The following is a 25561-nucleotide window of genomic DNA, read 5'->3' on the forward strand; positions in this document are numbered from 1 at the left end:
AACTACTGAAAACGAATAGTCTCTGTATGCTGGATATCCGTTGCGGAAGTACCGATGATGACCTGGTACTCTCCTGGCAGATTTTCCCATTCACTTAGTTCTGCATTGAACACACCAAATGGGTGACTCGCCGCTGCAGGATCAATTGTGATCTCAACCTCACGACTTTCGCCTGGTTCCAACCAAATCTTATCAAAACCCACTAAACGTTTAGGAGGTTCACCTGCGTTTTTCGGGAAGCCAAGATACACTTGAGGGACCTCGGCACCGCGAACATCGCCAGTATTGGTCACATTTACAGTGACTGTCACTGGAGAAGAAAAGTCATAGGCTGAAGTCTCTACAGAGAAATCCGAGAACTCGAATGTGGTGTAAGACAAACCATGACCAAAGGGGAACAAAGGTTCGATGTTTTGCGCATCAAACCAGCGATAACCGATTTCCAGTCCTTCAGCGTACTCCACTCGTCTCAACCCGTCTTCTGCCACAACACCAGGCCATTGAACTGGCTTGGTAGCAGGCAAATCAGACTCGGAACGGGGGTAGGTTACAGGCAGCTTTCCTGATGGGTTTGCCAAACCAAACAGCAAGCGTGACACAATCAGGCCATCCTGCTGACCGGGGAACCAAGCCTGAAGAACGGCAGGCACGCTATCCAGCCATGGCATTAACGCTGCGGCATTGTTCTTCAGAATCAGAGCTGTACGGGGATTAGCTTGAGAGACCTGACTGATCATCTCATCTTGTGCGATAGGAAGACTGATGTGCTCCAGATCCTCACCTTCTTCTGACAAACCACCAGCCAGCAATACCACCGCATCGGCAGTTTTTGCCGCTTCGACGGCTTCAGCAAGATTGCTGTTATCGTCTTCGACTACGACCAAGGTAACTTCGGTATCCGCACCCATATTCGCCAAGGTTTGTTTAAAACCTTTCAGCGCTGGGATCGTCTCGAAGGGAATAACCTGTGAGCTACCGCCACCGCCAACAACAGCGGCTTCTGCATAATCAGATTTACCGATCAGCACAATATTCTGTAGTGATTCAGCTTTGAACGGCAGGAGCTTGTCGTCATTTTTCAGCAACACAGCACCCTGTTCACCGAGTTCTGTGGCAATAGCGGCATCACCTTCCAGATCCAATGGCGTTTGAACAACCGGTCGATCAAATATGCCCAAGCGGAACATTTGCAGATAACGTCTTTCCAGTGCCAGATCAATGTCTGCTACGGTTAATGAGCCATCATCTAAAGCAGCCTGAAGATTCTCAGGAGTGTACCAAGTGCGGTAACCGTCTACGTCGAGACGGAAACCTGGCATTTCGTGATCGGTACCAGCTTTCAGGGCTGAGAGACTCTGTACCGCGAAGAAATCTGACTGCACATAACCATCAAAGCCCCACTGATCACGCAACACTTCAGTCAATAAGTAAGGATCTTCACAAACCTGAACGCCATTCACATAGTTATAAGAACACATGATAGAAGCAGCATCGGCTTCTTTGATCGTCATTTCAAAAGGCAATAAATACAGCTGATGTAAAACTCGAGGATCTACAATCGCGTTCATGGTTTTGCGGTCAGTTTCCGATTCATTCACCGCGTAGTGCTTGGGCATGGCAATAACGCCTTGTGCCTGGACGGCTTTCACTTCTTCTACCGCCATCACACCCGTGAGGTAGGGGTCTTCCCCAAAGTATTCAAAGTTACGGCCACCATGAGGCATACGCGCCAAATTGACCCCTGGCGCTTCCATAACATGCAGCGCAAGATTGAGTGATTGACGCCCCATAATGTCACCGAATCGTTGCGCGGCATCGCGATCAAACGTAGCTGCCAAAGAAATCGCTGCCGGGAGAGAGGTCGCCTTCGCCGAAAGCGGACTCATCATGAGGGTGCCGGGGCTTTTAGCCACAACATCGGCGGGTACACAGTCATTCTGACCCACGCCCACGGGTCCATTGGTGATACGGAAGGTGGGGATTCCCAGACGAGGCAAACCGGGGACATGGCGACCGCCGGCACAGTGAGGAAGCTCCGCTACAATGCCCGGCTCACCGACCATCTGCTGAAACTTTTCATCCAAAGTCATAGCTGAAAGTAACAAATCAGTTCGCTTTTCAGGCGACAAGCCAGAGTCTTTCCATGTAGGTGGCGTCATACTGCAAGCAGAGACCACAGACAAGAAAAGAGCCCCCCAAAACCCGGCTTTCACCGATTTATTCACTCTCATAATTTACCTCTAATTTAAGTGCATTAAGCTTTTGTCAAAGTTCTGATACCGAGGACAGCCTATCAAACCTCAGTCTGATAAGGCTGTCCGATTAAAACTACTTTCAGTTCATTACAGCCACTCTCACCACAGGCATCATTTAACGGGTTCGAGAACTATCAATTGCAGAGCATTGGGGCTCAGGTCAACTGGCACCTTGTAGCTTTTACCCGGCTGAACGACGGACTCTGAAACCAGTTGCAAATTAGCCGTTTCTGGATCAGCCCAATAGTTACTGGTTTTGGCGTCGATACGATACATACGTTGACGGACCTCCTTGCCTCGCAGATTTTCCGGCAGGCTATCCATATCCACAGTGACATCAAAGACCTGGTTGTTGATATGCTGGTAGTTCCAAATCATCACCGCCGCGCCATACTCATCCTTTGTGGCAATGCTGTAAATGCCCTTGCCTTTCTTGAGAGCGTCGGACTGCGCAACCACACGCTCTTGTTTGAGCATGGACATCATCTTCAATGCATTACCATAAGGGGTGAAAATATTGGTCGGCAAACCTTCGACTTTATCTGCCCCCTTGACCTCAATTCGCTCGCCATCCAGAACCCGGGTGATCAACTGATCCTTGCGCTCCTCTGTGTTGTGGCGGACTACCCAGTTAAACGGATAAGTATTGGGTTGCTCCATGTACCAGTAATGCAACGAAGGCACACCTGCTGCACCAATGGTGTAGTCAGGTCTCGGATCGGTCGGATTATCAAACGATGGGCCAGGGTAAATGCCTGTCTCAGTAATAAAAGCAGGAATGTCGGTATCCAGACCACGGCTGCTCAGTGCGGCGTTCAGCAGCTCGCGTTGACCGGCGATTTCGCTGGGATCACCTTTGTAGAAATGGAAAGCACGTGGCCCCTTACTATCGCCGGTTCCTTCGGGGAATTCGCCATAGGCGTGCCATGAAAGAAAATCGAGCTTTTTATCGGGAGACTTATCGGCCGCGTAGCGGTCAAGAAAGGCGTACATCCAGGTTTCGTTATATTGCATGTAACCCGGTCCACCAAGCTCCAGCGGTACCTGCGGTTGCAGTTCGCGATTGATTTCGTTCACTGCTTCATAATAGACCTTGTAATAGTCGTATAGCCCTGCTGGCGTCACATTCTTCGCCAGGTTGTGATCCGGCTCGTTAAACGCCTCGACATAACGAATGCGTGGATAACGCTTCTTCAGATCGGTCATGATACGTTTAATAATCGGCTTAATATCAGCTGGACTACGGCCCATATCGCGCACCGATACGCGCGTATCCATCACCATCAGCAGCTCATCCGAGAGTAAGCTGGCATCGGAGAGATAATCGTCAAGCCCGGTGTAATTATAGGTATCGGTTTTCGGGTCGTGGATACGCTCGGCATCAACCCAGACCTTGTAGATCTCACCGTGCAAACCTTGCTCATTCAGAAAACGAATATCGGCATCGCGCTGTGCAGTCCAACTGGTCCAGCGGGAGAAGTTGTTGTAACGCTCCGGGTGCAAAAAGTCCCCGCGAGACTGCTTGAAATCGACTGTTACCGTGGCCTTCTCTTTCGCCACATTATCCGCAGCGGCTTGAGCGCCTGCAGGAACGGTCAGGGCAAGCATGATAGCGCCGGCAGTGACCAGTTGCTGTTTAATGAATGATTTCATTTAGTTGTCTCCTCACTAAAGACATAGTAGGACGCGGCTCCAGAGTACCGCGCGTAGTACCTCTAAAAACTAGTGCCTCTAAAAACTAGCGCCTCTAAAACTCCGAAGGCCTCGCATTAAACTGTTTCCAGAACATAGAACAGCAAAACCCAACCGACAAGTACAATACATCAACCTGAAAGCAGCCTTAAATACACGAATACCCGTAGTCCGCCTGAATCAACAGTCCGCCTGAATCAACAGTCCGCCTGCATTAACGTTAATATCAATTTAAGGCTTCAGCATCGCTTTAGAATAGCAGTTATCAGAAGCATCACGATGAAATCCCTCCGCCAGCCACCTGGGGAGGGCGCTCATCAAGGGGCTGAGGCTTTACTCCGCTTTTGCACCCTCACGAGGCGGCACGACGAAGGCAGGAATTGCCTGTATACGATACTGGGTAGAAATTGAGTTGCATCGACCGGTTTCCGGATCGGGGTGGCCGTCCGCATGTTTGTACAAGGAATGATAGACACCCTCGCAGGTATAGCCCATAGCGCCTGCCTTACCGAAACCAGCACCAACGATTCGCTGCAGAGGGCTGGGTTCGCCTGAGGCCGCTTTAGCGTTTCTAAAACCAATATTCGCGTCGTATACATTTTCTACCGGGGAATACCCTGCCAGGTAACCCTCCAGCTTGCCGTCTTCGGCAATATTGACCTGCAGACGTGTTTCTTCCAGGATCCGATCGACGAACATGGCGTTGGTAATATTGGGAAACCGTACTTCCACGGGTTCAGTCGTCAGCACCCCATCCACTATCTTACCCGTGGTCTCAGACTGGAAGCGTGGAGCCGAATGAATCGCGTAGGTGCCGTAATCTAGAGGGTCTCTGGTAGGACTTAGGCGAATGGGGTCGCCGTTAGCGTAGATGCCCACCTTTACGGAATCGTCATTGTGGACATCATCAATCCCGGAAACCTTGATCAGGATACCCCAGGAACCTGTGAGCATTTCTGTACCAAATTCATTACCCTGCCCGCTGGATTGATAGCCCTTCATACACCCGAACACACGGAAAAACTGGTTATCAACACCGGTCTCTCCATTCATTCCAGAAAAATCGGTATGCGCGCAAGCCCCTGAGCCCTGCGAGTCCTCTCCATCCAGGTCAATACCATAGACGGGTACATTTTTGCCCGTCACAGCATGAAAGGTTGGATTAGGCTCTCCCAGCTCGGGATTTTGGCAAAAGTTTTTGACGCCATACATCATCCGTCCCGCGCGACGGCGGAAGTCTTGAGCACTTTCGCCCGGTTTCTGCTGGATATCCGGCCGGTCTACAAAGCCTTCTATTCGACTTTTATAGCTTTCACTCATTCCTTCCGGGCAAGCTCCCGTCTCACTTGCATCTTTGGACAAAGCAAATTCGATATGGGAAACGACGAAACCAGCCTCCCCATCTCGCACAAAGGAAGCTTGTGAATTGACGCTCACGCTGCTCAAAAGAGATGCTAAAACAGGTGATACAAACCACATCCCTTTTTGCTTAAACATTGATAGCCGCATGTTTTGATCCTTATTTTAGGGCATTTTAAATACTCATTTATTCAGGACAAGCTGAAACAAACCTTAAATCTTACTGTAAAGAGCAGTAAATGACCGAATTTCAGTTTCGTTTAAGGTAGTAGTGATCGAATGAGAATACTGCTTCTTAAAGCCATCCCGCACAAGGCTTGATGTCCAATAAACATAACAATGGGGGAGCAGTCACCAAAGGGACCTGGAGGGACACCCAAGGCTTCTTGCAGGAACCTAAAATATTAATAAAAATAAAAGGTTATAGAAATGAAGCACACTTTCAAAACCAAGCTTTTAGCCTCCTGTCTCATAGCAGCGAGCGGGGGTATTGCGTATCCGGCGTTCGCCCAATCCGGTAGTGCCACGGTCCTGGAAGAGGTCATTGTTTCCGCCCGACGTGTAGACGAAAGTCTTCAGGATGTTCCTGTCACAGTGAACGTTGTGACAAGTGAAGTATTGGAGGAGCTGAACATCCGTCGTTTCGAAGACCTGGAGCAAGTCGTCGCGGGTCTCGAACTGGAAGATCGCGCTGTAGGACCTCTAGCCTCTATGCGCGGCATACGCTTCGATGCTTTTGCCAGCGGGAACAACCCCAGTGTTGAGTTTTACCTGAATGATTCTTTGATTACGGCCAACATCGCCATGCAATCCATGTTTGATGTGGGCAAAGTCGAAGTGCTGCGTGGTCCCCAGGGGACATTGCGTGGGCGAGCCTCACCTTCAGGCTCCATCACGATGACCGCCAAGCGTCCGAACTTACAGGAGTTCGAAGGCAGTATCGACTACACCTCAACGAACGAGGGTGGCGAGAATTACAACGGCGGCATCAGCATTCCACTTATCAAAGACAAATTGGCTCTCCGGGTTGCCGGTTTCTCAGAGGAAAACCGTATCAACCACGTAGAAAGTTTCAGGACTGGCGAAGAAGCGAAAATGGAAAGCGATGGCTATCGTGTTTCAATGCTTTTTCAACCCAGCGATAATTTGTCCATCAATGCTTATTTTCAGGATCTCAGCACGGATCGCTGGCAGTATTCACAAATCGAATCCGCCAATATTGTAGACCCCTCTCTCGCCGATAGTCCGATGCACATTAAGGACTCAGACAGGTTATCCGCTCAGCTGGCACCCACAACTAATTTCACAGATTCGGAGCGAGCCGGGCTTGAACTGGAGTGGGACCTGGGCCCAGTACAATTTAATTATTCTGGTGCTTTGACGGATAACAGTTTTATCAATGAAGAAGTAGCAGATATTGCCGGATTCTACGATGAGACCTACCCAGAGGAAGTCCAAGGCGTCTTAAATCAATCCGTTGCCAACGATCAGACAGCGGAAAGCCACGAGATACGATTATCAGGTGACTTGACTGATAGTTTAATGCTCACCACCGGTGTTTTTTACTCTACACTAGACTCTACCAATAACATCGAATCGGTAACACCGGTGTTTTCATCTGGTACGGGACCCAATGATTATTGTTGTTCTGTCATCACCCCGATAGTTTCAGCGGGTGTATCTAAAGAAATATCCTATTTTGGTAATTTAATCTACCGACTCACCGAGAACACAGAACTTTCGGGGGGGCTCCGCTATATTGACTATCAAAATGATTCCTCGGTCACAGTGAATGGCACTGTACTGGGCGAGGATCACCAGGATGAACAGAACGTAATCTACACACTTTCTTTGGCTCATAACTTCACCCCTGACGTCATGGGTTACGTCACCCTGGGCAGCTCATGGCGGCCAGGAAAGCAAGATGTGGGCAATTCCGATACTGATCGAACCGCTCAAGAACAAAAATTCCTGGTGACTCCAGAAGAAGAATCCGATTCCATTGAATTTGGCCTGAAAACAACGTCGTTGGATGGTCGTTTAAGACTGAACGCCACCGTCTTTTATCAACAGTTTGAGGGCTACCCTGATCTGGGGGCAGGCGGCAGTGTGCGCTATGTCGACACCGACAGCGCAGGCCTGGAGACGGTTGACAATGATAACTTTTTGGCAGGACTTGATGTGGATGTCTACGGTCTGGAGTTTGATGGAAGCTTTCAGATAACCGACAACTGGAATGTTAGCGGTAATTACAGTTGGGCACAGGGTACTCAGGAAGGAGAAATAGCCTGTAATGACTACGCCCCTGCCGACGGAAACCCTGATAGCTCAGTCCCACCCGTCACTGTTGGCGAAATTCGCGCCGCCACCGGTGGTGACGATATCGCCTCCTGCAATATCAGTGAACGTTCCTATGAAGGACCCACATGGTCGACGTCATTAACAACCGAATATTCTCATCAAATGTTCGATCAAATGGACGGCTATGTACGATTGCAGGCAAAAATCAACGGCGCATCCAAAGGTAATGCCACCAATCCTAACGATAACGTCGACTCCTATTCCACGTTGAATCTCTATGCCGGGTTACGCTCTGGTGAAACTGAATATGGACGCTGGGAAGTTATGGCTTTCGTCAAAAATCTTACTGATACACAAGAGCGAACCAACTTTGGAACCAATCCTGTCATCACCGGCGTCAGGACATTCCTTGGTACTTCAAACGAAGTGTCACCCTACCGTACGGTGTCACTCACTGCACCACGGGAGATCGGCTTGAACATCAGATACAACTTTTAAAGGGCTGCAGAGACACCCAATATGAGACAGCGCCTTGTTTGGTATTGGGTGTAATTAAAGTCCGGAGAACCATCAGTCGAAGAAAACCAGTCAGTTAGGCCAACCTGAATTAATCTCTCCCAGGCTGGCCTAACCCACCCACTGTATGCTCACGATTGCTGCTACAACAATGACCGCTGGAATGGCTATTACCGACCTGATGCTTATTCGGTTAGCAGTGATGAGTCTTAGATAAAATGACCCGAGCTTTTTTGTGAACTGAAATCGCCCGAATGAATTTATAGATTAATCAAATTAAGTCAAAAACATTACACCAAGCCTAATAAGGCACGTTATGTATTACAAAAAGAGACATCATAAAAGAGACATGGGAATGAAGGGATTAAAGATGACCAAAGTGCCGCGGCAGCGTTTTTTCCAGCAGTTAACTCTGGTATTGCTTGCCTTATCGCAGGGGGCCTGGTCACAGTCACAAAACAACAATGATGATGAGACAAAATACTTTTCAGCAATCAAGCTTGATGTCGCGCCCGTCATTGACGGGTACTTGGATGACCCTGTTTGGCAGAAAGTCACCGCGATCGACGATTTTCACCAAATCAATCCCGGAGATGGCGTCCCGCCCACTGAGAAAACGGAAGTTTACCTGACCTACGACAAGGACTATCTCTATTTTGCTGGCACCCTCTACGAAAAGGACCCAAGCCAAATATCTGCCAACGTAATGCAGAACGGCCAGGGCTTCCCCAATGACGACCGCATTACTATTGTCATTGACCCATTTAACACGGGCAAGAGCGGTTATCGATTTGAAACTAATCCTCTGGGTGGACGAAACGACGGTCTATATGTAGGTGATAGATTCTCTTATGACTGGCAAGTGATCTGGCAATCTGCGTCCCAGATCACGGACTACGGCTGGACTTTTGAAATGGCGATTCCTTTCAAGTCCATCCCTTTCGACCAAAATATTGACACTTGGGGAGTGAATTTCTCTCGTGGCATTCGTCGTAGTGATGAAGAAGCCGTTTGGGTATCTAGAAATCGAACCTTCAACCCTAACATCCAGGGCATGGTTACCGGTCTTGAGGGAATGGACCAAGGTATAGGCCTGGACATCGTCCCCTCAGTTTCCATCAGTCAGCAACGAGAATACGATCCCAATAGTTCCCATGTTAATTTCGAGCCATCACTGGATGCTTATTACCGAATCACGCCCTCTTTGAACTGGTCTCTCACGTTCAACACCGATTTCTCCGCCACTGAAGTCGATGACCGGCAAGTGGATCTAACCCGATTTGGTTTGTTCTTCCCGGAAAAACGTGATTTCTTCCTTAATGATTCTGACCTTTTCTCTTTTGGCAACATTCAGAGCAGCGACAATCAAGTCCATCGTGGCTCAACCCAACAAAACGGACGCCCTTTCTTTTCGCGCCGTATCGGATTAGGTGCCGACGGCTCTCCGGTCGACATTGAAGTAGGCACTAAATTGAGTGGAAGAGCCGGCCCCTGGAGTATCGGTACATTAGCGGTACGTCAGGCGGAAAATGGCGACATTGATGCCTCGGACTTGCTTGTTACCCGAATTCAACACGATGTTCTCAGTGAGTCCAAAGTGGGATTTATATTTACCAGTGGTGACCCAAGATCCAATCTGGACAACACACTCTACGGTATGGATTTCCTGTACACCAATACCAGACTAGCAGGTGACAATACTCTGGATATCAATACCTGGGTGCAAAAAACAGAAACCGAAGGTCTATCCGGTGATGATATGGCCTATGGTGTGGGATTTAACGTTCCAAATAACGAAGGATTAAAAGGGGGTATACAGTTCCGAGAAATACAACAGAATTTCAGGCCTGCCCTCGGTTTTGTCAATCGCGTTAACGTGCGCGACTATGATGCCAATATTGGCTATAAGCACTTTTTTAACAGCCAAGGTTTGGGTAAATGGTTCCAGTCTCTCGACGCCAGAATTGATGCTGAGAGCATCCATGTCATCGATGGAGGTCTGCAATCAGCCACTTACAGAGTACAACCCATCAGTCTGGTTACCCATTCCAACGATAAACTTCAGTTCAGTGTCAAACAAAACAGGGAAGTGGTAGACAAACCCTTTCGACTTTTTCGAGACGACGACAGTGGTCTTCTTATCAAACCGGGTGATTATACCTTTGACGAATATACGATCTCTCTGGACACCGGCGGTTACCGAAGCGTTTATGGAAGCCTGTCTTATACCGGTGGGGAATTTTACGACGGGGACCGGGTTAACATCAGCTCCAGTATGACATGGCAACCCTCCCCCAAATTCAATATGTCGCTCCGTTATGACTGGAATGATATCACCATGCCCGATGGCGATTTCATTACTCGGTTGGTCGTGGCCGATGTGACTTATAACTTTGCATTGGGATTGTCCTGGAAAACCTTGATTCAATACGACAACGTATCCGAAGTCACAGGGTTGAATAGCCGCCTGTCCTGGAATGAGATAGCTGGACGGGAAGCCTTTTTAGTGCTCAACCACAACTGGCAGGATTTTGATCAGGATAATCACTTTGAAAATGCAAGCTCGGAACTGGTCTTAAAACTGGGTTACACCTTTCGATTTTAATACAGGAGGATAGGGGTAACCCTAGCTAACCACTCTAGTGTGTTTTGGTTAAGTGGTTACCGCTATCCGGAGTCGGCAGACTGTTTGGTATCGACGGTAAAGAGATCACGCCCCTTCTCATCAGGTTAAAATGGTGAAAAAATAACGCTCACTTACAGAAAACAACTGCTAACGGGATATTTCGCTCACGACAGAAGCACGCTTTCCCATTCCTGCACCTTCTACCGCGTGTATGTACTTGTTTCAAAATCCGACGGAGTCAACCCTTTAGGCAACGCCAAGGCTCCCGGCATGGTCTGGCTGACTACAATGTCATCTTTAACCGCAAAGGTAACGGGATGAATATCTTTAATATCCGATGAGTTACTGATATAAGCCTTATAAACTCCTGGCTCCATCACCCATTGATTACTTGCAGGGTCAAAGCTGGATAGCCATTTAGCTGAAACATCTAAAGACAATGTCTGGCTTTCACCAGGCTCTAACGAGGCGGTTTTGGCAAACCCTTTCAATTCAATGATCGGTTTTTCGACACTGCCTGAGGGCGCCGCTACGTAAAGTTGAACAACCTCTTTACCAGCGATTTCACCACTATTAGTCACCTGGACCGAAAAAGTCACTTTGCCTGATAATCGCTTTGTGTTCAAAGTATTACTGATCATCGCCGGAGAGCCATACTCGAAATCCGTGTAAGACAGGCCGTAACCAAATGGATAACTAACAGGCTTATCGAAAGTGGTAAAATACCGGTACCCAACATAGATACCTTCGTTGTAGAAGTGGGTATCGACTATGCCATCGGCATCTGTGTCTGTTCCCGGAAAATTGGCAGCTGAAGGAATGTCCGAATACTTCACAGGAATGGTTTGCGCCAGCTTCCCGCTGGGGTTAACTTCACCCGATAGTATATCGGCAACCACCTTCCCGGCTTCCTGCCCTGGCATATAAGCAAGAACAATCGCATCGACATTCTCTTGCCAGGAGTCCATTTCAATAATACCGGCAACATTGAGTACAACAACGACCTTCTTGTTTTTTTCGTGGGCAGATGTAGCGACACGATGAATCAGGCTTTCCTCATCTTCTGATAACAGAAAATCACCCGCTGAATGAGTTCTATCCCGTCCCTGCAAGGAATAACGACCAATAGTGATAACAGCCACGTCATTATTGGCGACATATCTCTCTATAGCTGCTGTTGAAAGAGAGGGCTCCTTGCACTCAATAATCGTAGATAAGCCATAAAAGTCAGTCTCTTTTTTATTCGCAGAAAAAAAGTCGTCATAAAAAGCTTTTAGATCAGCATCAACATTAAAGACATCCGCCAGACCATCCCCGATATTAACGGTATATGCCGCGTGAACGTCTCCGCTACCATAGCCACCTTTAAGGGTATTTACCTGGGCGATCCCAAACGAGGCAACAGTATCTGGCTGACTAATGGGCAGCGTATTGCCATTATTTTTTAACAGCACAACGCCTTCACCAGCTGCCATTCTGGATAACGCAGCGTGATCGTCCAGATCCGGACTATTACTAAATTGATAACCCTGATTGGAGGGCGCTTTCAACGACTGGGTTAACACTCTAACAGCACTGGTTGCGATTGTTTCCGAACTCAGCTCGCCGGATTCATAGGCATTTTTCAACTGCTCAAGGGCACCAATTTCATTATAGCGGTAAGCCAGTGCAACACCGCCGGGCTCAATCAGATCGTTACCAGACTGGATCATCTCAGAATAGTTACCGTCACCTGCGCTCCAGTCACTCATCACCATACCTTCAAAACCCCATTCGCCTCTTAGTACAGTGGTGTTAAGCTCTTTCCATTGTCCGGTGTAATGGCCATTCACCTGATTCATCGCAGTCATCACTGCCCAGGGATTGGCATTATCAACCGCATATTGAAAACCACGCAGATAAATTTCGCGCAAGGCTCTTGGTGAAATGATGTTGTTAACGGTGTTACGTGAAGTTTCGGCATTATTGGCAACAAAGTGCTTTATTGTGGCCCCCACACCCACCGATTGAGCACCAGAGACTTGCGCAGAAGCCATGATGCCGGACAGTAATGGATCTTCAGAAAAATACTCAAAGTTTCTCCCATTCAAAGGGTTACGCTGGATATTCAAACCAGGTGCAAGCCAAAAATCCAGTCCGTACTCTTTAGCTTCTTCGGCTATGGCTTGGCCAACTTCTTCTACAAGTTCAGGGTTCCAGGTTGATGCCAGCAAAGTGCTAACGGGAAACGCTGTAGCATAATAAGTATTGCTGTCACCTTCTCGGGTTGGCTCTATGCGTATACCGACTGGCCCGTCAGCAAGTTTGATCGCAGAAACATCCAGACCTGTTTGTTCATTATAAACACCGTTGATGTAGCCAACCGTTCCAGGAACATCATTGCTGAGATTGGTTAGCGCATCGTAATTAACCCCAAATGACCGGTCAGGCTGCATTGCGTAACCAGGACCGACCAACATATTCATTTGTTCATAGGCCGTCATTTTTGCAACCAGGGACTCAGCTCTCTCTTTATAAGTGTCGCCAACCTGATCTTCCACCGAATTTACGTTCTTACACCCTGGCATGGCGAGGAGCGGCATAATAGTCGCCAGTATGATCTTCTTATTGTCCACGTATAATGACCCGTTTCATTTAATTGAATCGCCTGGAGTCCAACTTACTTCGACTGCGCCGCCAACCACTCCATGATCGTTACTGGCCGGCCGTCGAGCATGACGGGAGCTCCATTCAAGTCGTGTCGACTTTTATTGGCGTGGCTGTAGATCCAGGACCAGTGTCCACTGTAGCGATAATCTTCTCCGCCAAAGAAGCCGGTGATGTCCACTACATGATCGTAGTAGGAAAAAATAATATTTTGAGCACCCGCCGCCATCAGACGTTTGTGCAGTGGCACCACGGTTTTATCCGGCTCCGTCACAGAGTCGTCTTTGGAATGCACAAACCAGATCGGAATATCTTTAATGCTGTCAACCTGCCTATCCGTCAGGTTTTCCGAATAGTAGGCCAAGGCACTCGGAAAGGCAGCAGCAAAGTAATCGGGATGTTCCAGAAGCAGCTTCAGCGTCATATACCCACCGTTGGAACAGCCACCCACATAGATACGAGCCGGGTCAATATCAGGATGGTCAGCGACGAACTGACGAATCAGAGCCATCAGTGGCGCGTGGTAAATATCATCGGTCTCCCCCCAGGTGGTCTGACCGTTGCCCGCATCCATCCATCGGGTTGGAGTTTGGGGAACCAGCAAGTATGCGCCACTAAAGAATGACTGTATTTCATCGGAAGCTAAGTTAGCCGCCCGGTTGGCAATGAGCGGAATGGACGGATCGGTGCCGCCCTCTCCCCCACCATGAAGCCAGATGATCAGCGGCGACTTTCCCTCGGTTTTTTTCGGAGCAAAGGAAGCATAAGATAGGGCTATTCCCTGGTCACTGAACTTGCCACTCAAGTCAAAGTGTTCAATGGGTTTTACAATCCGGTTGGCTTCTGAATTCCAGACCTTCCCGGTACTATTCTGAATAACCGTAAGTTGATAATCGATCCAGTTATTCCCCCGACACTTTTCGTTTCGCGAATATTGAATTGGGGAGCTGATTGGCATATTCGGTGCCACCGACAACACCAGGGTGACGAATTTTTCTTGATCATAATTAGCACCTTGCGCATCCGACACGTAGGCGTGGATAACCTCACGTTGCCCGGAAGCTAAAGCAGCGGGCAATTCGAAGCAATCCGAAGCCCGGTTAGCAAAAACGGTGTAGTCTTTCCAATCTACCGTGCTTACAGCCGTATCCAGTGACAGGATTACGCGGCTCACACCCGGCCCCCAGTCGTATCCTTCAACGACCATACTGTACTCCCCTCCTTGCGCGACTTCAGAGGAAGACTCATTCGCCCAAAGCGAAGAAGGTAGAGTAAGAGTTATCAATACAACCAATAAACAGTGAATAGATACTTTCATGGCTAGCCTTTCTGCTGCAGAGAATTAAACAGGAATAAATACAGATTCTTATTGTGGTTTTCATTGCTGACGATCAGGCGTGTCAGCCGCATATCCCTATAAGTAGAAATAGAACGAGTGACAACAATAACTTGAGCCCATTGCACCAGAGCATCCTCCAGGCGCAATTGCTTGAAGTTTCCGGTCTAACCCTTGTGTGTGCGCGTATAACCGCTGTTTAATAAAAAGGGTTATGACGCAGCTCCTGACTTAAATCGTCAATTAACTGCTCTTTGTCCCTTTAATGGCCAGCCGCTCCCACTATTCTCTTGACTCTGGCGGTTTCAACATCATTATTAGAATAGTTGCGGTCACAACCATCGCAATAAGTCCACCAAATGCGGGAGTATAACTACCGTAGGTATCGTGAATAACGCCACTCGCTCGCAGTGCAACAATGGCGAGAGGATTAGTGATAATCATCATGACACCCATCACCGTCCCGAAGCTTCTGGGACCAAAGAGCCAGGATATCAACGTTGTCCAAACTGGGAAGACCCCCCCTACTGCCACGCCCAGAAGCGCAACCGTGCACAGCAATAATTCAAACGAGGGCTGCATCATATAAACGGTGAGGATGCCAATGTTCGAGCCTGCTACGAATAAAAACAGCCATCGCAGATCCACCTTGTCCGCAAAATAGCCGACAATGATTTTGCCGCCAATGGCGGAGAATGTTTTGATCGAAGCCAGCAGTGCCGCAGTTTCTATGGTAAAGCCCAAATCCTGAAAATGGGGAACCTGGGAAGCGAGTAATGTCTGATCACTGGCCTGCATCAAACCGATGCCGATGGATAACAACCAGAAATTGCGATTGCAGAACAGTTCCTTGTAAGTCCACGGACGCTCTTGCAGTACAGCATGCTCTGCTGTGTTGCCCTGCTCGGTCGAACTGTCTGAACCGATAAATTCCTTCTGATAGCCAGGCTCATTTCCAGCGGGACTATTGCGAATGACAAAAATAGCCATCGATAGAAAACCCACCGTTGCGATTAAACCAATCTGAAACAGTGCCGTACGCCAACCAAAAGCCTCGATGAGCAATGCCGTCAATGGCTGGGAAACCATGCCACCCACTGACGTACTGAGCGCCAGTATCCCCAGCGCCCGTCCACGTCGTTTACTGAACCAGCGCACGACAACAGTATTAGCCCCCAACACACCACAGGCCGCGTAACCGAATGTCAGAGGCACGGTCAGCATAAACAACATAAACTCAGGAGATTGTGCACGGGATGTCAGCATAAGTGCGCCGCCGAACGACACGCCTCCCAGCATCATGATATGCCGCGCGGAGAACTTATCCATCAACCGTCCCACCAGCGGCGACATCACAACAGCGCCCAACTGAAGGGCAATCATCCCATTATTGGCAGCGGCCCGGGACAGTCCGAATTCGGCACTGACGGGAACCACAAACACCCCAAATACATAAACGGTGAACCCCAGGGCCATGGCCGCACAAATAAAGGCGGCGGACAGTACTTTCCAGCCTGTATAAATGGATAAAACGCGCTCGAACATCTTCATAAAAAGACCTTGAAAATCTTAGAAACGATTCAAAGAGTTGAAAACAGTCGTGATGCACAGACTGACGAAAGTGGCGGTTAACCACCCTATGGGACACAATGTCTGTACCCATCAAGAGTGGTTAACAGCGACTTATGAGAGCCTAGTCTGTAACTGAGGCTTGTTTGGCCACCTCAACGTCCTCAGCCACATGTGGACGAATCAGCTCCCAGTGGAAGTAGCCATCAGGATTGAGGTTTTTACTGCTGCCGATCAGATGCGTAAGCCGCATATCCTTATAAATAGGACGAGTAACACCAATAACTTCATCCCATTGCGCCAAAGCATTTTCCAGGTGATCAATTGCCTGAAGCTTCTTCTCCTCACCCCCGTTCTGCCGATACATCTGCAATGCCACGCCCCCGCGAATTTTCTCTGCAAGGTGAAGACCGAGATGAGACCAGGCCTGCACGTCCGCCACTTCATACATCAATGCGACATTATGACTTGTGTCGATTCCCTCAACGAGTTGCAGCGCTGCTCGACAATCCGACTCGAGCTGCTTCGCTAAGTCCAAGGGCGTTACTCGATCATCAGAGAATGTATTTCCTTTAATTACGGTATCGACATAGTCGGCTATCGATACATAGGCTGGATCAAGAACTGGCCGCTGAATTAAGCGATCCACCGAAATATAGTCCATTGTGCGGTCGCCGAGCGCCAACATGCCCTCGCTGTACAAGGTATGATCCCAGGTAGCATTGAACAGCGATGCCAGGCGCAGTGGTGTTTTGGATGCAAGTTCGTAAGCATTCAGCAAGTTTTTACCCTCTGCCCCATAACGACGGGCGAACTCCTCGGTAAAAACAGTATCTGACGTTTCAGGGTTGTACAGTAGCCGGCCCCAGAGTTTGTAAAACAGCCACTGGCGCTCAAACGCGAAATCCCAGTCGACGCCCTTCTTCACCGCGGTAAAGTAATCCAGCGCAGGAATGTAAGTTTCACTGCCGATAATATAACCACCAACTGCGCTTTTACTGCCGTTGAGCTGGATATGCTCACGAATGAATGAAGGCACTCCCCAGCGCAGCGCGTGAAAATCCTCATTGCGCACAATCCAGGTGAACTTGTAATTTTCCGGCTCCGGCTTGAAATAGGTATCGTGTAGTTCACCACCATGCACTCGAACAAAGGTCGGTGTAGAGTGGCCATGGGACCAGTTATACTTACCTGCCAACCAGATCGGGCCATCCACGTAATCAATCGATTCCAGAGTGGTTCGCACAAGCTGCTCGGTGTCCACACTGGTGGACCCGTCCATTGACTTGCCAGCCGATGAAGGCACCTTGTGAATCAATTTAACTGGGCGATCAACACTTTTAATGGCCGCAAGATAAGTCTCTTTCAGCCATGCGTCGCGTTGCTCTGGCATCCATCCACCCATGCCTTCAGAATGGGATAATCCTAATCCAGTCAGGTTTGGATACTCTTCCAGAACCTGGGCAACACTTTCGCGAACATAGCGTTTGATCAGCTCTGAACCGTCCGCTTTGGTGTTGTAGTAGGGGTAGGTGTTGACATGACCAACGTCGTGGGCCTCCACGAACTCTTTACTGACAAAGATATTCCAGGGCACGAGGTAAGTGTCAATGCCACGTTCCTTCGCCATGCGGAAAATACCTCGGTGAAGCTCTCGCCACTCCTTCATTTCCCGATCGCTAAAAGGACTTGCCTCAGGGAAATTGTGGGGTTTCACCATGTAAATCCAGGGATGGAGATTCCACAGTGTCAGAGCGTTGAAGCGATTCTCAACCATCATATCCAGAAAAGCTTCCCAATATTCCAAATCTCGGGTCGTGTCGTAATGTTGATCGAGGGCTTTACTGGGACGGTAACTGTCCCACGGAAAGTTATGTTTGATGGCACGGAGTTGTAAGTGAGGCTCTTCGGATTTTGCTTTAATATCATCCAAGGCTATGCCGTTTTTCAAATCTTCAACTAGCGCTAGAACACCGTATAACATTCCTCGCTCATCGCCGCCATAGACTGACAGGATGGGACCTTCCGGGATAATAGAAAATGCTTCTTTCTTTAAGCTGTAATCATTCACAGCAATGCTGATCAGATAATCATAATCACGCGCCGAATCCACAACGGTGTAATCCTGCTCTTTCAGGACACTTACCAGCTTGTCTGAAGCGTACTTCGCCTGAGGAAGCGTCTTATCATGAACGATATAAACACTGTCTGCGAAAACATTAACATTGATGAAAACTAACGCGAGGATAGAAAACACCAACGGCGTTATTTTTTTTGCACTTACCGTGATTTTTTGACTCATTATTGTTTCCCTATTTTGACATAGCTGGCCAGCATTTTAGTGTCCGAAAGAATTCAAAATGCTCTTCATAGCTACCCTGACAATCACCCTGAATATGACTTAACGACGACCAGATAGCTCCAGCCGTCGTCAAGGATCTTGTTAACACTTCAAAAACAGTTGCTTAGGAAGCCAGTTATTCAACCGGCTCAAGGACAATCAGTTCCAACGCATTCGCACTCAGGTTAACAGGGATACTGTAGCTTTCACCCGGTTCAACAACAGACTCCGACACCAACTGCAGATTAGCAGCCTCTGGATTGGTCCAATAGTTACTGGTGTTCTGGTCGATTCTGTACAGTTTTTGACGGACTGGCCCATCTTTGAGGACTGACTGCAACTGGGACATATCGATTGTTGTCTGGAAACTGCCGTTATTGGTGTGCTGGTAGTTCCAAACCATGACCGACACGCCAGAGGTGTCTTTGGCGGCAAGCGCGTAGACACCCTGACCGTCTTTAAGACTGTCGGAGGTGGCTTTCACTCGAGTGTCCTTCATCATGGACTGCATTAACAACATATTTCCATAAGGTGAGAAAGTATCAACTTGCGGACCTTCAGGAGCGTGAGTAATCAGCTGATCTTTGCGTCCCTGGGTCGCGTGACGAACTACCCAATTGAAAGGGTACACTTCTGATTGATCTGCCCACCAGTAAAACATCGACGCCATACCTGCAGCCTGACGGATGTAGTCATTCTTGCTGGGATCTTTTTCGTCGAACGACGGACCGGGGTAAAGACCGGTTTCGGTGACGTAGACAGGAATACCCTCTGGGAGCTGGCGCTCTTTAAGCCAGTTATCCAGACGAGCGCGCTGTCCGCCTATTTCGCTGGGATCCGCCTTGTAAGCCCTGTACTGTTTGAAATCATCACTGAACTCGCCGTAACCGTGATACGAGATAAAGTCGAGACGTTTGTCTGGGTTCTGATCAGCCGCATAGCCGTCGAGGAAGGCCGTCGTCCAGAGCTCGGTCATTCCGGTTAGTGTCGGGCCACCGATCTTGATCTTTTCTGACTCGGGTAAGCCTTTGTTGACTTCATTAACCGCCTGGTAATAAGGGACATAGTAGGCATACACTTCGTCCGGTTGCAGTATTGGCGCTTTGCGAGCGTAGACTTGCTTGCCGTGAAACTCCCAATCAGGCTCGTTGGTTGCCTCAATATAATCGACATTGGGATACTGCTTCTTCAGCTCTCTGATGGCCAGCGTGAGCAAGGGTTTAGCGTCCGCAGGCGGACGTTTTTCCTCAATAAGGTGCTTCGGAGTCAAGTGCACCATGAGAGAATCCGTCGAATCACTGATATCACCAATCCAGTCAGCGATCGACGAAAAGTCACAGGAATTGGCCGCGACGTCGCAATGTTCGTCCACAGAGAAGCCCATACGCACAAGGTCACTGCGCAGCCCGTGCTCATCGAGAAACTCGACATCGCCAGCGCGCAGATCCGGTGCGGGATCGCCGTTGTCCCAAGTGTTATAGCGTTCGGTTCGCATCAGGTCACCCTGTTCAGCGGCAAAATCCACCACGACGGATGCTGATTCGATCGACGCAGGCGCTGCCGAAGCTGCCGCCTCAGCTTCAAGAGAAGAGCCCGGCTCCTGCTTGGTCAGGCTGGAACCTGGCTCTTGCTTGGTGAGACTGGCTTCCGGAGTATCGGTACCGTCACTACCGCCGCAGGCAGTGAGTAACGTCAGCGTCACCAGTGCCGGCGCTGCCATTTTGAGAAGTGGGTTAAGATACATATTTTAATCCTCGAAATAAGTGTCATGCCGTTTTAGTAACGTTGACACTACCCTCTGTTAAAAAGTTTTATTTGCAACTACGCCTATCTAGGACGCTGCAAAGTTAAAGTACGACTAGGTAAGTTCTATCAACTCATATTCTTCAAGCGATGGAAGTTCAATAACAGTGAACTCGCCTTTACGGGATACGTTTAAGCCTTTATCCGTTCTGATCGCACGAGCCTTGGAGAATTTACCCCTGATTTCAACTTCAATATCCTGAACCGGTACAGGTTCAAAATAAGCCGTGTCAGAGTGGCCGGACATATTAATCAGGTGCAGATGATGACGGTTATGCTGACGCATCAGACTCATCGCTACTGACGGGTGAGCATTCGAACGCAAGTCTCTACCCTCTGGAATCAGATGATCCACCAAGTTGGTGAGAATCTCCCGATGGCTTTCCAGGCTGTGCAAATGATACAAACCGCCAATATCCCATGGAAGCCACGCCACTGTGCCGCGCCCCATTTGTTTCATAATCATCCCGGGCTTGCCTGAGTCTTCCCAGCCAAGACCAACGAATTCAGGCGGCGCGTAGAGAGCAGGAGGCACAAACGTCAAGGCAGGCTTGCCATCCGCTTCAACCTCCAGGAAGTCGCCGTGCATCATGGCCACATCGATATCTTCCATGGTGTTGAAGAGTTTCCGGTCGTGCACTTTGAAATAAGCACCATCCGGCTCTTCCCAGCGTTTCACGATCGGAGCGATTTCAAATTCAGGCTCCCAGGAGCTGGCAACAATTAGATTACCGCCATTTTTGACGTAGTCTTCCAGCTCTTTGGGAACGGGTCCGGTGGTAATCACCAGATCAACATCTCGCTGACCGATCCAGTCCAGATGGGTCATGCTGGCAAACGGAATGTGTTGCTCAGTCAGAAAGCGGAATATGCCACGATAGGCTTCGGTAGAGCCTTCAAAACCAGCACCCGATTGACCGCCTTGCGAAGTCGCCAACAACACAACCCGCGCTTCATTTCGTTGATCGTAATAATATTCCTGATGATCTTTTAACCATTGATAAATGGGTTTCACCGTTTGAGCAGCAGATCTGTTTTTCAGATCGCTGAGGGTACCGTTCATGCTATAAGCCGCAAAACCGCCATTGGCGACACTTTGCCAAATACGCGTAGAGATTTCGGCACGAGGTACCGCAGAGAAACGCCAGGCAAAGTCCAGAAACTGCATGGACTGACACATCACTTCAGCCTGTGGGTAAGAGTTTCTCCATTTGTTCACATTATCGCTAGCGGTATAAGGCCACAGCGGCAGGGGACGATCCAGACCAGTGCTCGATTCCCCGTAAACAATATCGGTGATCTTGGGCGTTCCACCGATCAGAGCCGCCGATGGTCTTTTGGCACGCATCAGGCCAATGATTTTCTCGGAAAACACCTGACCGCATTCGCGCATAAACACACGATAGTCGGCATCAGGATCTTTTGGCACGGAGCGGCCGTATTTTTTATTGTAGAGTGTCTGGCAGTTGTCACAATGACAGATACCCAAGTAGGTCCCAGCGTAATCGTGCGTTGGATTGAGGAAGTTATTAAAGAAGCAGCCATCAACATCATAGCGACCGAGGGCTTCATCCAAAATTTCCAAAGATTTTTGCTGAATCCAGCCGCCGTTAATACAAACTTGATAGACGCCATTATAGATAGCTGGCGAGCCGTCCTCTTTGGTGAAGAACCACTCCGGGTGAGCGTCATACACTTCTTTCCGGGCTTTACTGAAATCCCAACGGCTGACGACGCGAATGTCACGCGCGTGTGCCTCGGCCAAGATCTCTCCAAAGGTGTCTTGCCCCTTTGGCATATAGGCGCTGACATGAGCAAACTCAATGTCAGTAGGATAGTACGCGGTAATACCACCGGCATTGACGAGCGCTGTGTTTACGTTCAGCTCAGAAATCTCATCCACATACTTTATGGGATCAATCGCTGCATCAGGCTCACGCAAGTTGGTTTGCAGCCAGCGAATCGCTTTACCTCTCCACCAGTCGGATGATGAACCATCACTCCCTGCAAATGCCATACGTACGCCAGGCATTGTCGCCGCCGCCGCGACCGCACCGGTTTTCAGAAAGTCTCGTCTATTCATGCTCTCTCCAAACTTTTGATTTGATTTATCTTCATTTAATTTAAAAATTAATTCGTAGAACGTAATCGATCAGTGCGGATTATTACAGGCTGTGTTATTCGCCTCTGGCACGGTGATGAAACTAATACTCGTAGGCGCTAGTGTTATATTGTCACCATCCACTGGTTCAGGTTTAATCACTGGCAGCGTACCCCCCTCGCCCAACTCCAATGCTTTGCCATTCAGTTGCACGACGCGACTTTGCAACTCTGGGGCTGTCAGCGTGTACAACTCCGCCGGGCCGGAAACGCTGACCGTCTCTGTTTTATCCTGAAGATTGATCGCTAATACCGTTACCCCACCAGAATGGCCTCGCTGGCAGTGTGCGTAAGTGTGGAGACCGGGTTGGTTGTCACCGGCATCCAGAACCTTCGTTCCCATCAATTTGCGCCACAACAGTGCTGCCCAGTAATCTGCATTCGGCATAAAGGTCTTTTCATCGATGACGCCATTACTGCCGCTGATCAGAGCATGGGTAAAGATTGCATCCAAGCCCTGCTTGGCTAACCGGGCGTGGGTATCCAGAAAGCGGAATGTTTCCAGAAAAGTTGGCTGCCAGCGAGTGCCGCCACAGGAGGCTGTCCCCGTTTCAGTCAACCAAATCGGCGCATCGGGTGCGAAGTTATCCCGTAAAGCTTTATATCGTTGAAACGTCTTGTCGGGACGCGCCAGCCACTCTTCGGTCAGAGCTTGTTCAGCCGTAACGCCTGCCGGAGCACCGGGTGGCACACAGCGCTCAGCAACCGCACCGTAGAAATGATAGGTGATAAGATCGGGCTTCGGCAAAGGCTCCGCTGACATGTACTGCTCGGGCGTCACCTTTTCCAGAGAAGGAATAGGCACAGGAATTCCCAGTGCGGCAACACCCGGTGCTCCCAGCTTGGTGCTCGGTGACGCGTCGCTCATAAAAGCATCAAATAAGGCAAAGTCGCGGGCAAAGTCCTCAGCGCTCTCACCTTCTTCCGTACGCCCAGGTTCGCGTGCGTTTGGCTCGTTATACAACTCGGCAGCATAGATCTCACCACCAATGGAATCCGTAAAGGCCACAAAAGGCGCTGCATGCTCCGGCGTCCAGGCATGTGCCTCATCCCTGACCCCGTCGCTGACGGTGAAACCGGTGAGCACTTTGGCGTCAACAGCGTCGGCAAATTCCAGCGCCCCTTTCCAACTGTCGCGTGTGAGAATCCAGCGATAGCCATCAGGCACCTGATCTAACCGGGGTTCATCATTATCTTGAAAGTAGACCGAATTGGTTGTCGTACCGCCATAGCGAATGTAGAGCGGCGACAGCGCCTCTGTGAGGGTGCGCAATCGGGAATTGGTCAAATCCGTAGGCAGTCGAACTTCACGTATAGCTTCGAAATTGTCGGCTTGCTTGGCTCCACCTTCTTCTTTGGAACCATCATAGGTTTTCCAGGTTTCGCCACCTGTGAGATGCGACATACCCACCTGGAACGACATATATCGCTCATCGATGGTGCGAACCAGAGGCATGTTTTCGACATTAACGGGATTTGTGGCGGATGAGGATGATGTGCCGTACAAAACAGCGGTAGTGCCCAGCAGCGGAGCTGCAACGGCCAAGCTAACAGCAATACTTTTCTTCATGAATAGAGCTCCACCTATATGACCAGCAACAATAGCGGTTATTGGATCGATTTGAGGATAACGTCAATGCGCGGTCAAGCACGCCAGTAGCCAGATGTGAGCTTTTTAGCAGTAGAGAGATACCCAACAGGGCGCGCTGGGAAATGACAGTACCTGATGTACTGCTTGGTCAGGCCTGCTGAATGTCACTGGGATTGAACGCTTGGCAGTGAAGTTATCCTTATTATTGAGCTCCGTTAAGTTTAATAGAACTCTTGGCTTAACCCTTAATTAGAGGCTATATCAAATTCGAGTAACAATTGGTGTCATTCGTTTCTGCAATCATAACGACACCAAGCTGAAATGAAGCTTAAATGAACCTGAAATGCTGTATTTGGGGAGGATTTGGGGAGGAGCGTCACGCTGAATGGCCAGCTTAAACCGGAAAGTAGATCAAAAATCAGTCTAACAGGCTGGATGACGGCCTCCCACCGACTGCACCCAGAACCAACCAGCTTCTGCGAGAGGACAAAACAAGCAGAGAGACGCTAGCCCCTACTGCAGAACTCCATTAATGGCCTGTTCGTTATTTGAATCGTTATTGATAAACTGATTAGGAAAACGCACTTCCGCTAAAAAGCTTCGCTCCCCTTCCTTGCTTGTCAGATACAAGGTTGCTCCATGCAGATCAGCAATACGCTCCACGATAGAAAGCCCTAACCCAACACCGCCCGCTTCACGCCCCGGCAGACTGTAAAACCGGTCTGTTAAGCGTTGACGTTGCGACTCACTAATCACTTCACATTCATTCGCTACCGAAAAACTGGCAGCTTCAGCGCCTCGCTTCAGACAGATATGAACCGTCCCGCCGGCCGTGGTGTACTTAAAAGCGTTATTCAATAAATTTCGGATCAATATCTTAATCCAATCCTGATGCCCTTCTATGGTGACATCAGGATCTTCATCTATTTCAATTTCTAAATGACGATCTGCCGCCAGATGCCCTTCTTCAGCCATCAGATCGATCACAATCCGGTTCAAATCGATTGTGTGACGACCAAATTGTTGCTCTGGATCCAGTCTTGCCAGGGTTAACATCTGAGTCACAGTATCCGCCGCCCTGGCCACTCGAACTTCAATGCGCTCCAACATTTGCCGACTCTCTGAGTCACTGGTCTGACGCAGAGAACGCTGTACCTCGGCCTTGATTGCCGCCAAGGGCGTCTGCAACTCATGAGCTGCATTGGAGGTAAACCGCCTTTCGCTGATCAACGCTTGTTGCAGACGATCCAGCAGTTCGTTCAAGGATGACACCACAGGTTGGATTTCCAGAGGGACTCCGTCCTGATCGATTGGATCGAGTGCCGAGGGCTTGCGCGCTGATATTTTAGTCGCCAAGTGCTCCAGA

General features: G+C 49.2%; 13 protein-coding genes. 2 read left to right on the plus strand and 11 right to left on the minus strand.

The annotated features are described in order from the left end of the window. Positions 1–2: 2 nt before the first annotated feature. The 3 genes from ACTG33_RS01080 to ACTG33_RS01090 form a co-directional block, all read right to left on the minus strand. Entirely contained in the window at positions 3–2159 is a 2157-nt protein-coding gene (locus ACTG33_RS01080; protein ID WP_439133316.1) for a beta-glucosidase, read from the minus strand. 207 nt (positions 2160–2366) lie between these two features. Beyond that, positions 2367–3908: a GH39 family glycosyl hydrolase gene (locus tag ACTG33_RS01085; protein ID WP_439133317.1), complete on the minus strand. Its 1542-nt coding sequence runs from the start codon at positions 3906–3908 to the stop codon at positions 2367–2369. Between the two features lie 372 nt (positions 3909–4280). Then, complete coding sequence (locus ACTG33_RS01090) at positions 4281–5267, minus strand: hypothetical protein (protein ID WP_439133318.1); 987 nt, start codon at positions 5265–5267, stop codon at positions 4281–4283. Positions 5268–5735: 468 nt separating this feature from the next. Here ACTG33_RS01090 and ACTG33_RS01095 point away from each other — a divergent pair, with 468 nt between their 5' ends. Continuing rightward, positions 5736–8105, plus strand: coding sequence for a TonB-dependent receptor (locus ACTG33_RS01095; protein ID WP_439133319.1), 2370 nt, complete (start codon positions 5736–5738; stop codon positions 8103–8105). Positions 8106–8478: 373 nt separating this feature from the next. Then, positions 8479–10728, plus strand: a complete 2250-nt coding sequence (locus tag ACTG33_RS01100; RefSeq protein WP_439133320.1) for a carbohydrate binding family 9 domain-containing protein — start codon at positions 8479–8481, stop codon at positions 10726–10728. A gap of 221 nt (positions 10729–10949) precedes the next feature. Here ACTG33_RS01100 and ACTG33_RS01105 read toward each other — a convergent pair whose 3' ends face one another. The 8 genes from ACTG33_RS01105 to ACTG33_RS01140 form a co-directional block, all read right to left on the minus strand. Continuing rightward, entirely contained in the window at positions 10950–13364 is a 2415-nt protein-coding gene (locus tag ACTG33_RS01105) for a beta-glucosidase (protein WP_439133321.1), read from the minus strand. A gap of 44 nt (positions 13365–13408) precedes the next feature. Further along, a complete protein-coding gene (locus tag ACTG33_RS01110; protein ID WP_439133322.1) occupies positions 13409–14602 on the minus strand; it encodes a prolyl oligopeptidase family serine peptidase in 1194 nt (397 codons plus the stop codon). 411 nt (positions 14603–15013) lie between these two features. Beyond that, positions 15014–16282 (minus strand): MFS transporter, encoded by a 1269-nt coding sequence (locus ACTG33_RS01115; protein ID WP_439133323.1) that lies wholly within the window; start codon positions 16280–16282, stop codon positions 15014–15016. A gap of 142 nt (positions 16283–16424) precedes the next feature. After that, positions 16425–18602 (minus strand): hypothetical protein, encoded by a 2178-nt coding sequence (locus tag ACTG33_RS01120; RefSeq protein ID WP_439133324.1) that lies wholly within the window; start codon positions 18600–18602, stop codon positions 16425–16427. 175 nt (positions 18603–18777) lie between these two features. Then, positions 18778–20385: a hypothetical protein gene (locus tag ACTG33_RS01125; RefSeq protein WP_439133325.1), complete on the minus strand. Its 1608-nt coding sequence runs from the start codon at positions 20383–20385 to the stop codon at positions 18778–18780. 114 nt (positions 20386–20499) lie between these two features. Further along, positions 20500–22593 carry a family 10 glycosylhydrolase gene (locus tag ACTG33_RS01130; protein WP_439133328.1) on the minus strand — a complete coding sequence of 698 codons (2094 nt, stop codon included), beginning with the start codon at positions 22591–22593 and terminating at the stop codon, positions 20500–20502. A gap of 3 nt (positions 22594–22596) precedes the next feature. Next, entirely contained in the window at positions 22597–24174 is a 1578-nt protein-coding gene (locus tag ACTG33_RS01135; protein WP_439133326.1) for a hypothetical protein, read from the minus strand. A 534-nt stretch (positions 24175–24708) separates the two neighbouring features. Further along, on the minus strand, positions 24709–25561 hold an 853-nt coding region (locus ACTG33_RS01140), incomplete at its 5' end, for an ATP-binding protein (RefSeq protein WP_439133327.1).

This window comes from Pseudomaricurvus sp., from assembly GCF_965662505.1.
Taxonomy (GTDB): Bacteria; Pseudomonadota; Gammaproteobacteria; order Pseudomonadales; family Cellvibrionaceae; genus Pseudomaricurvus.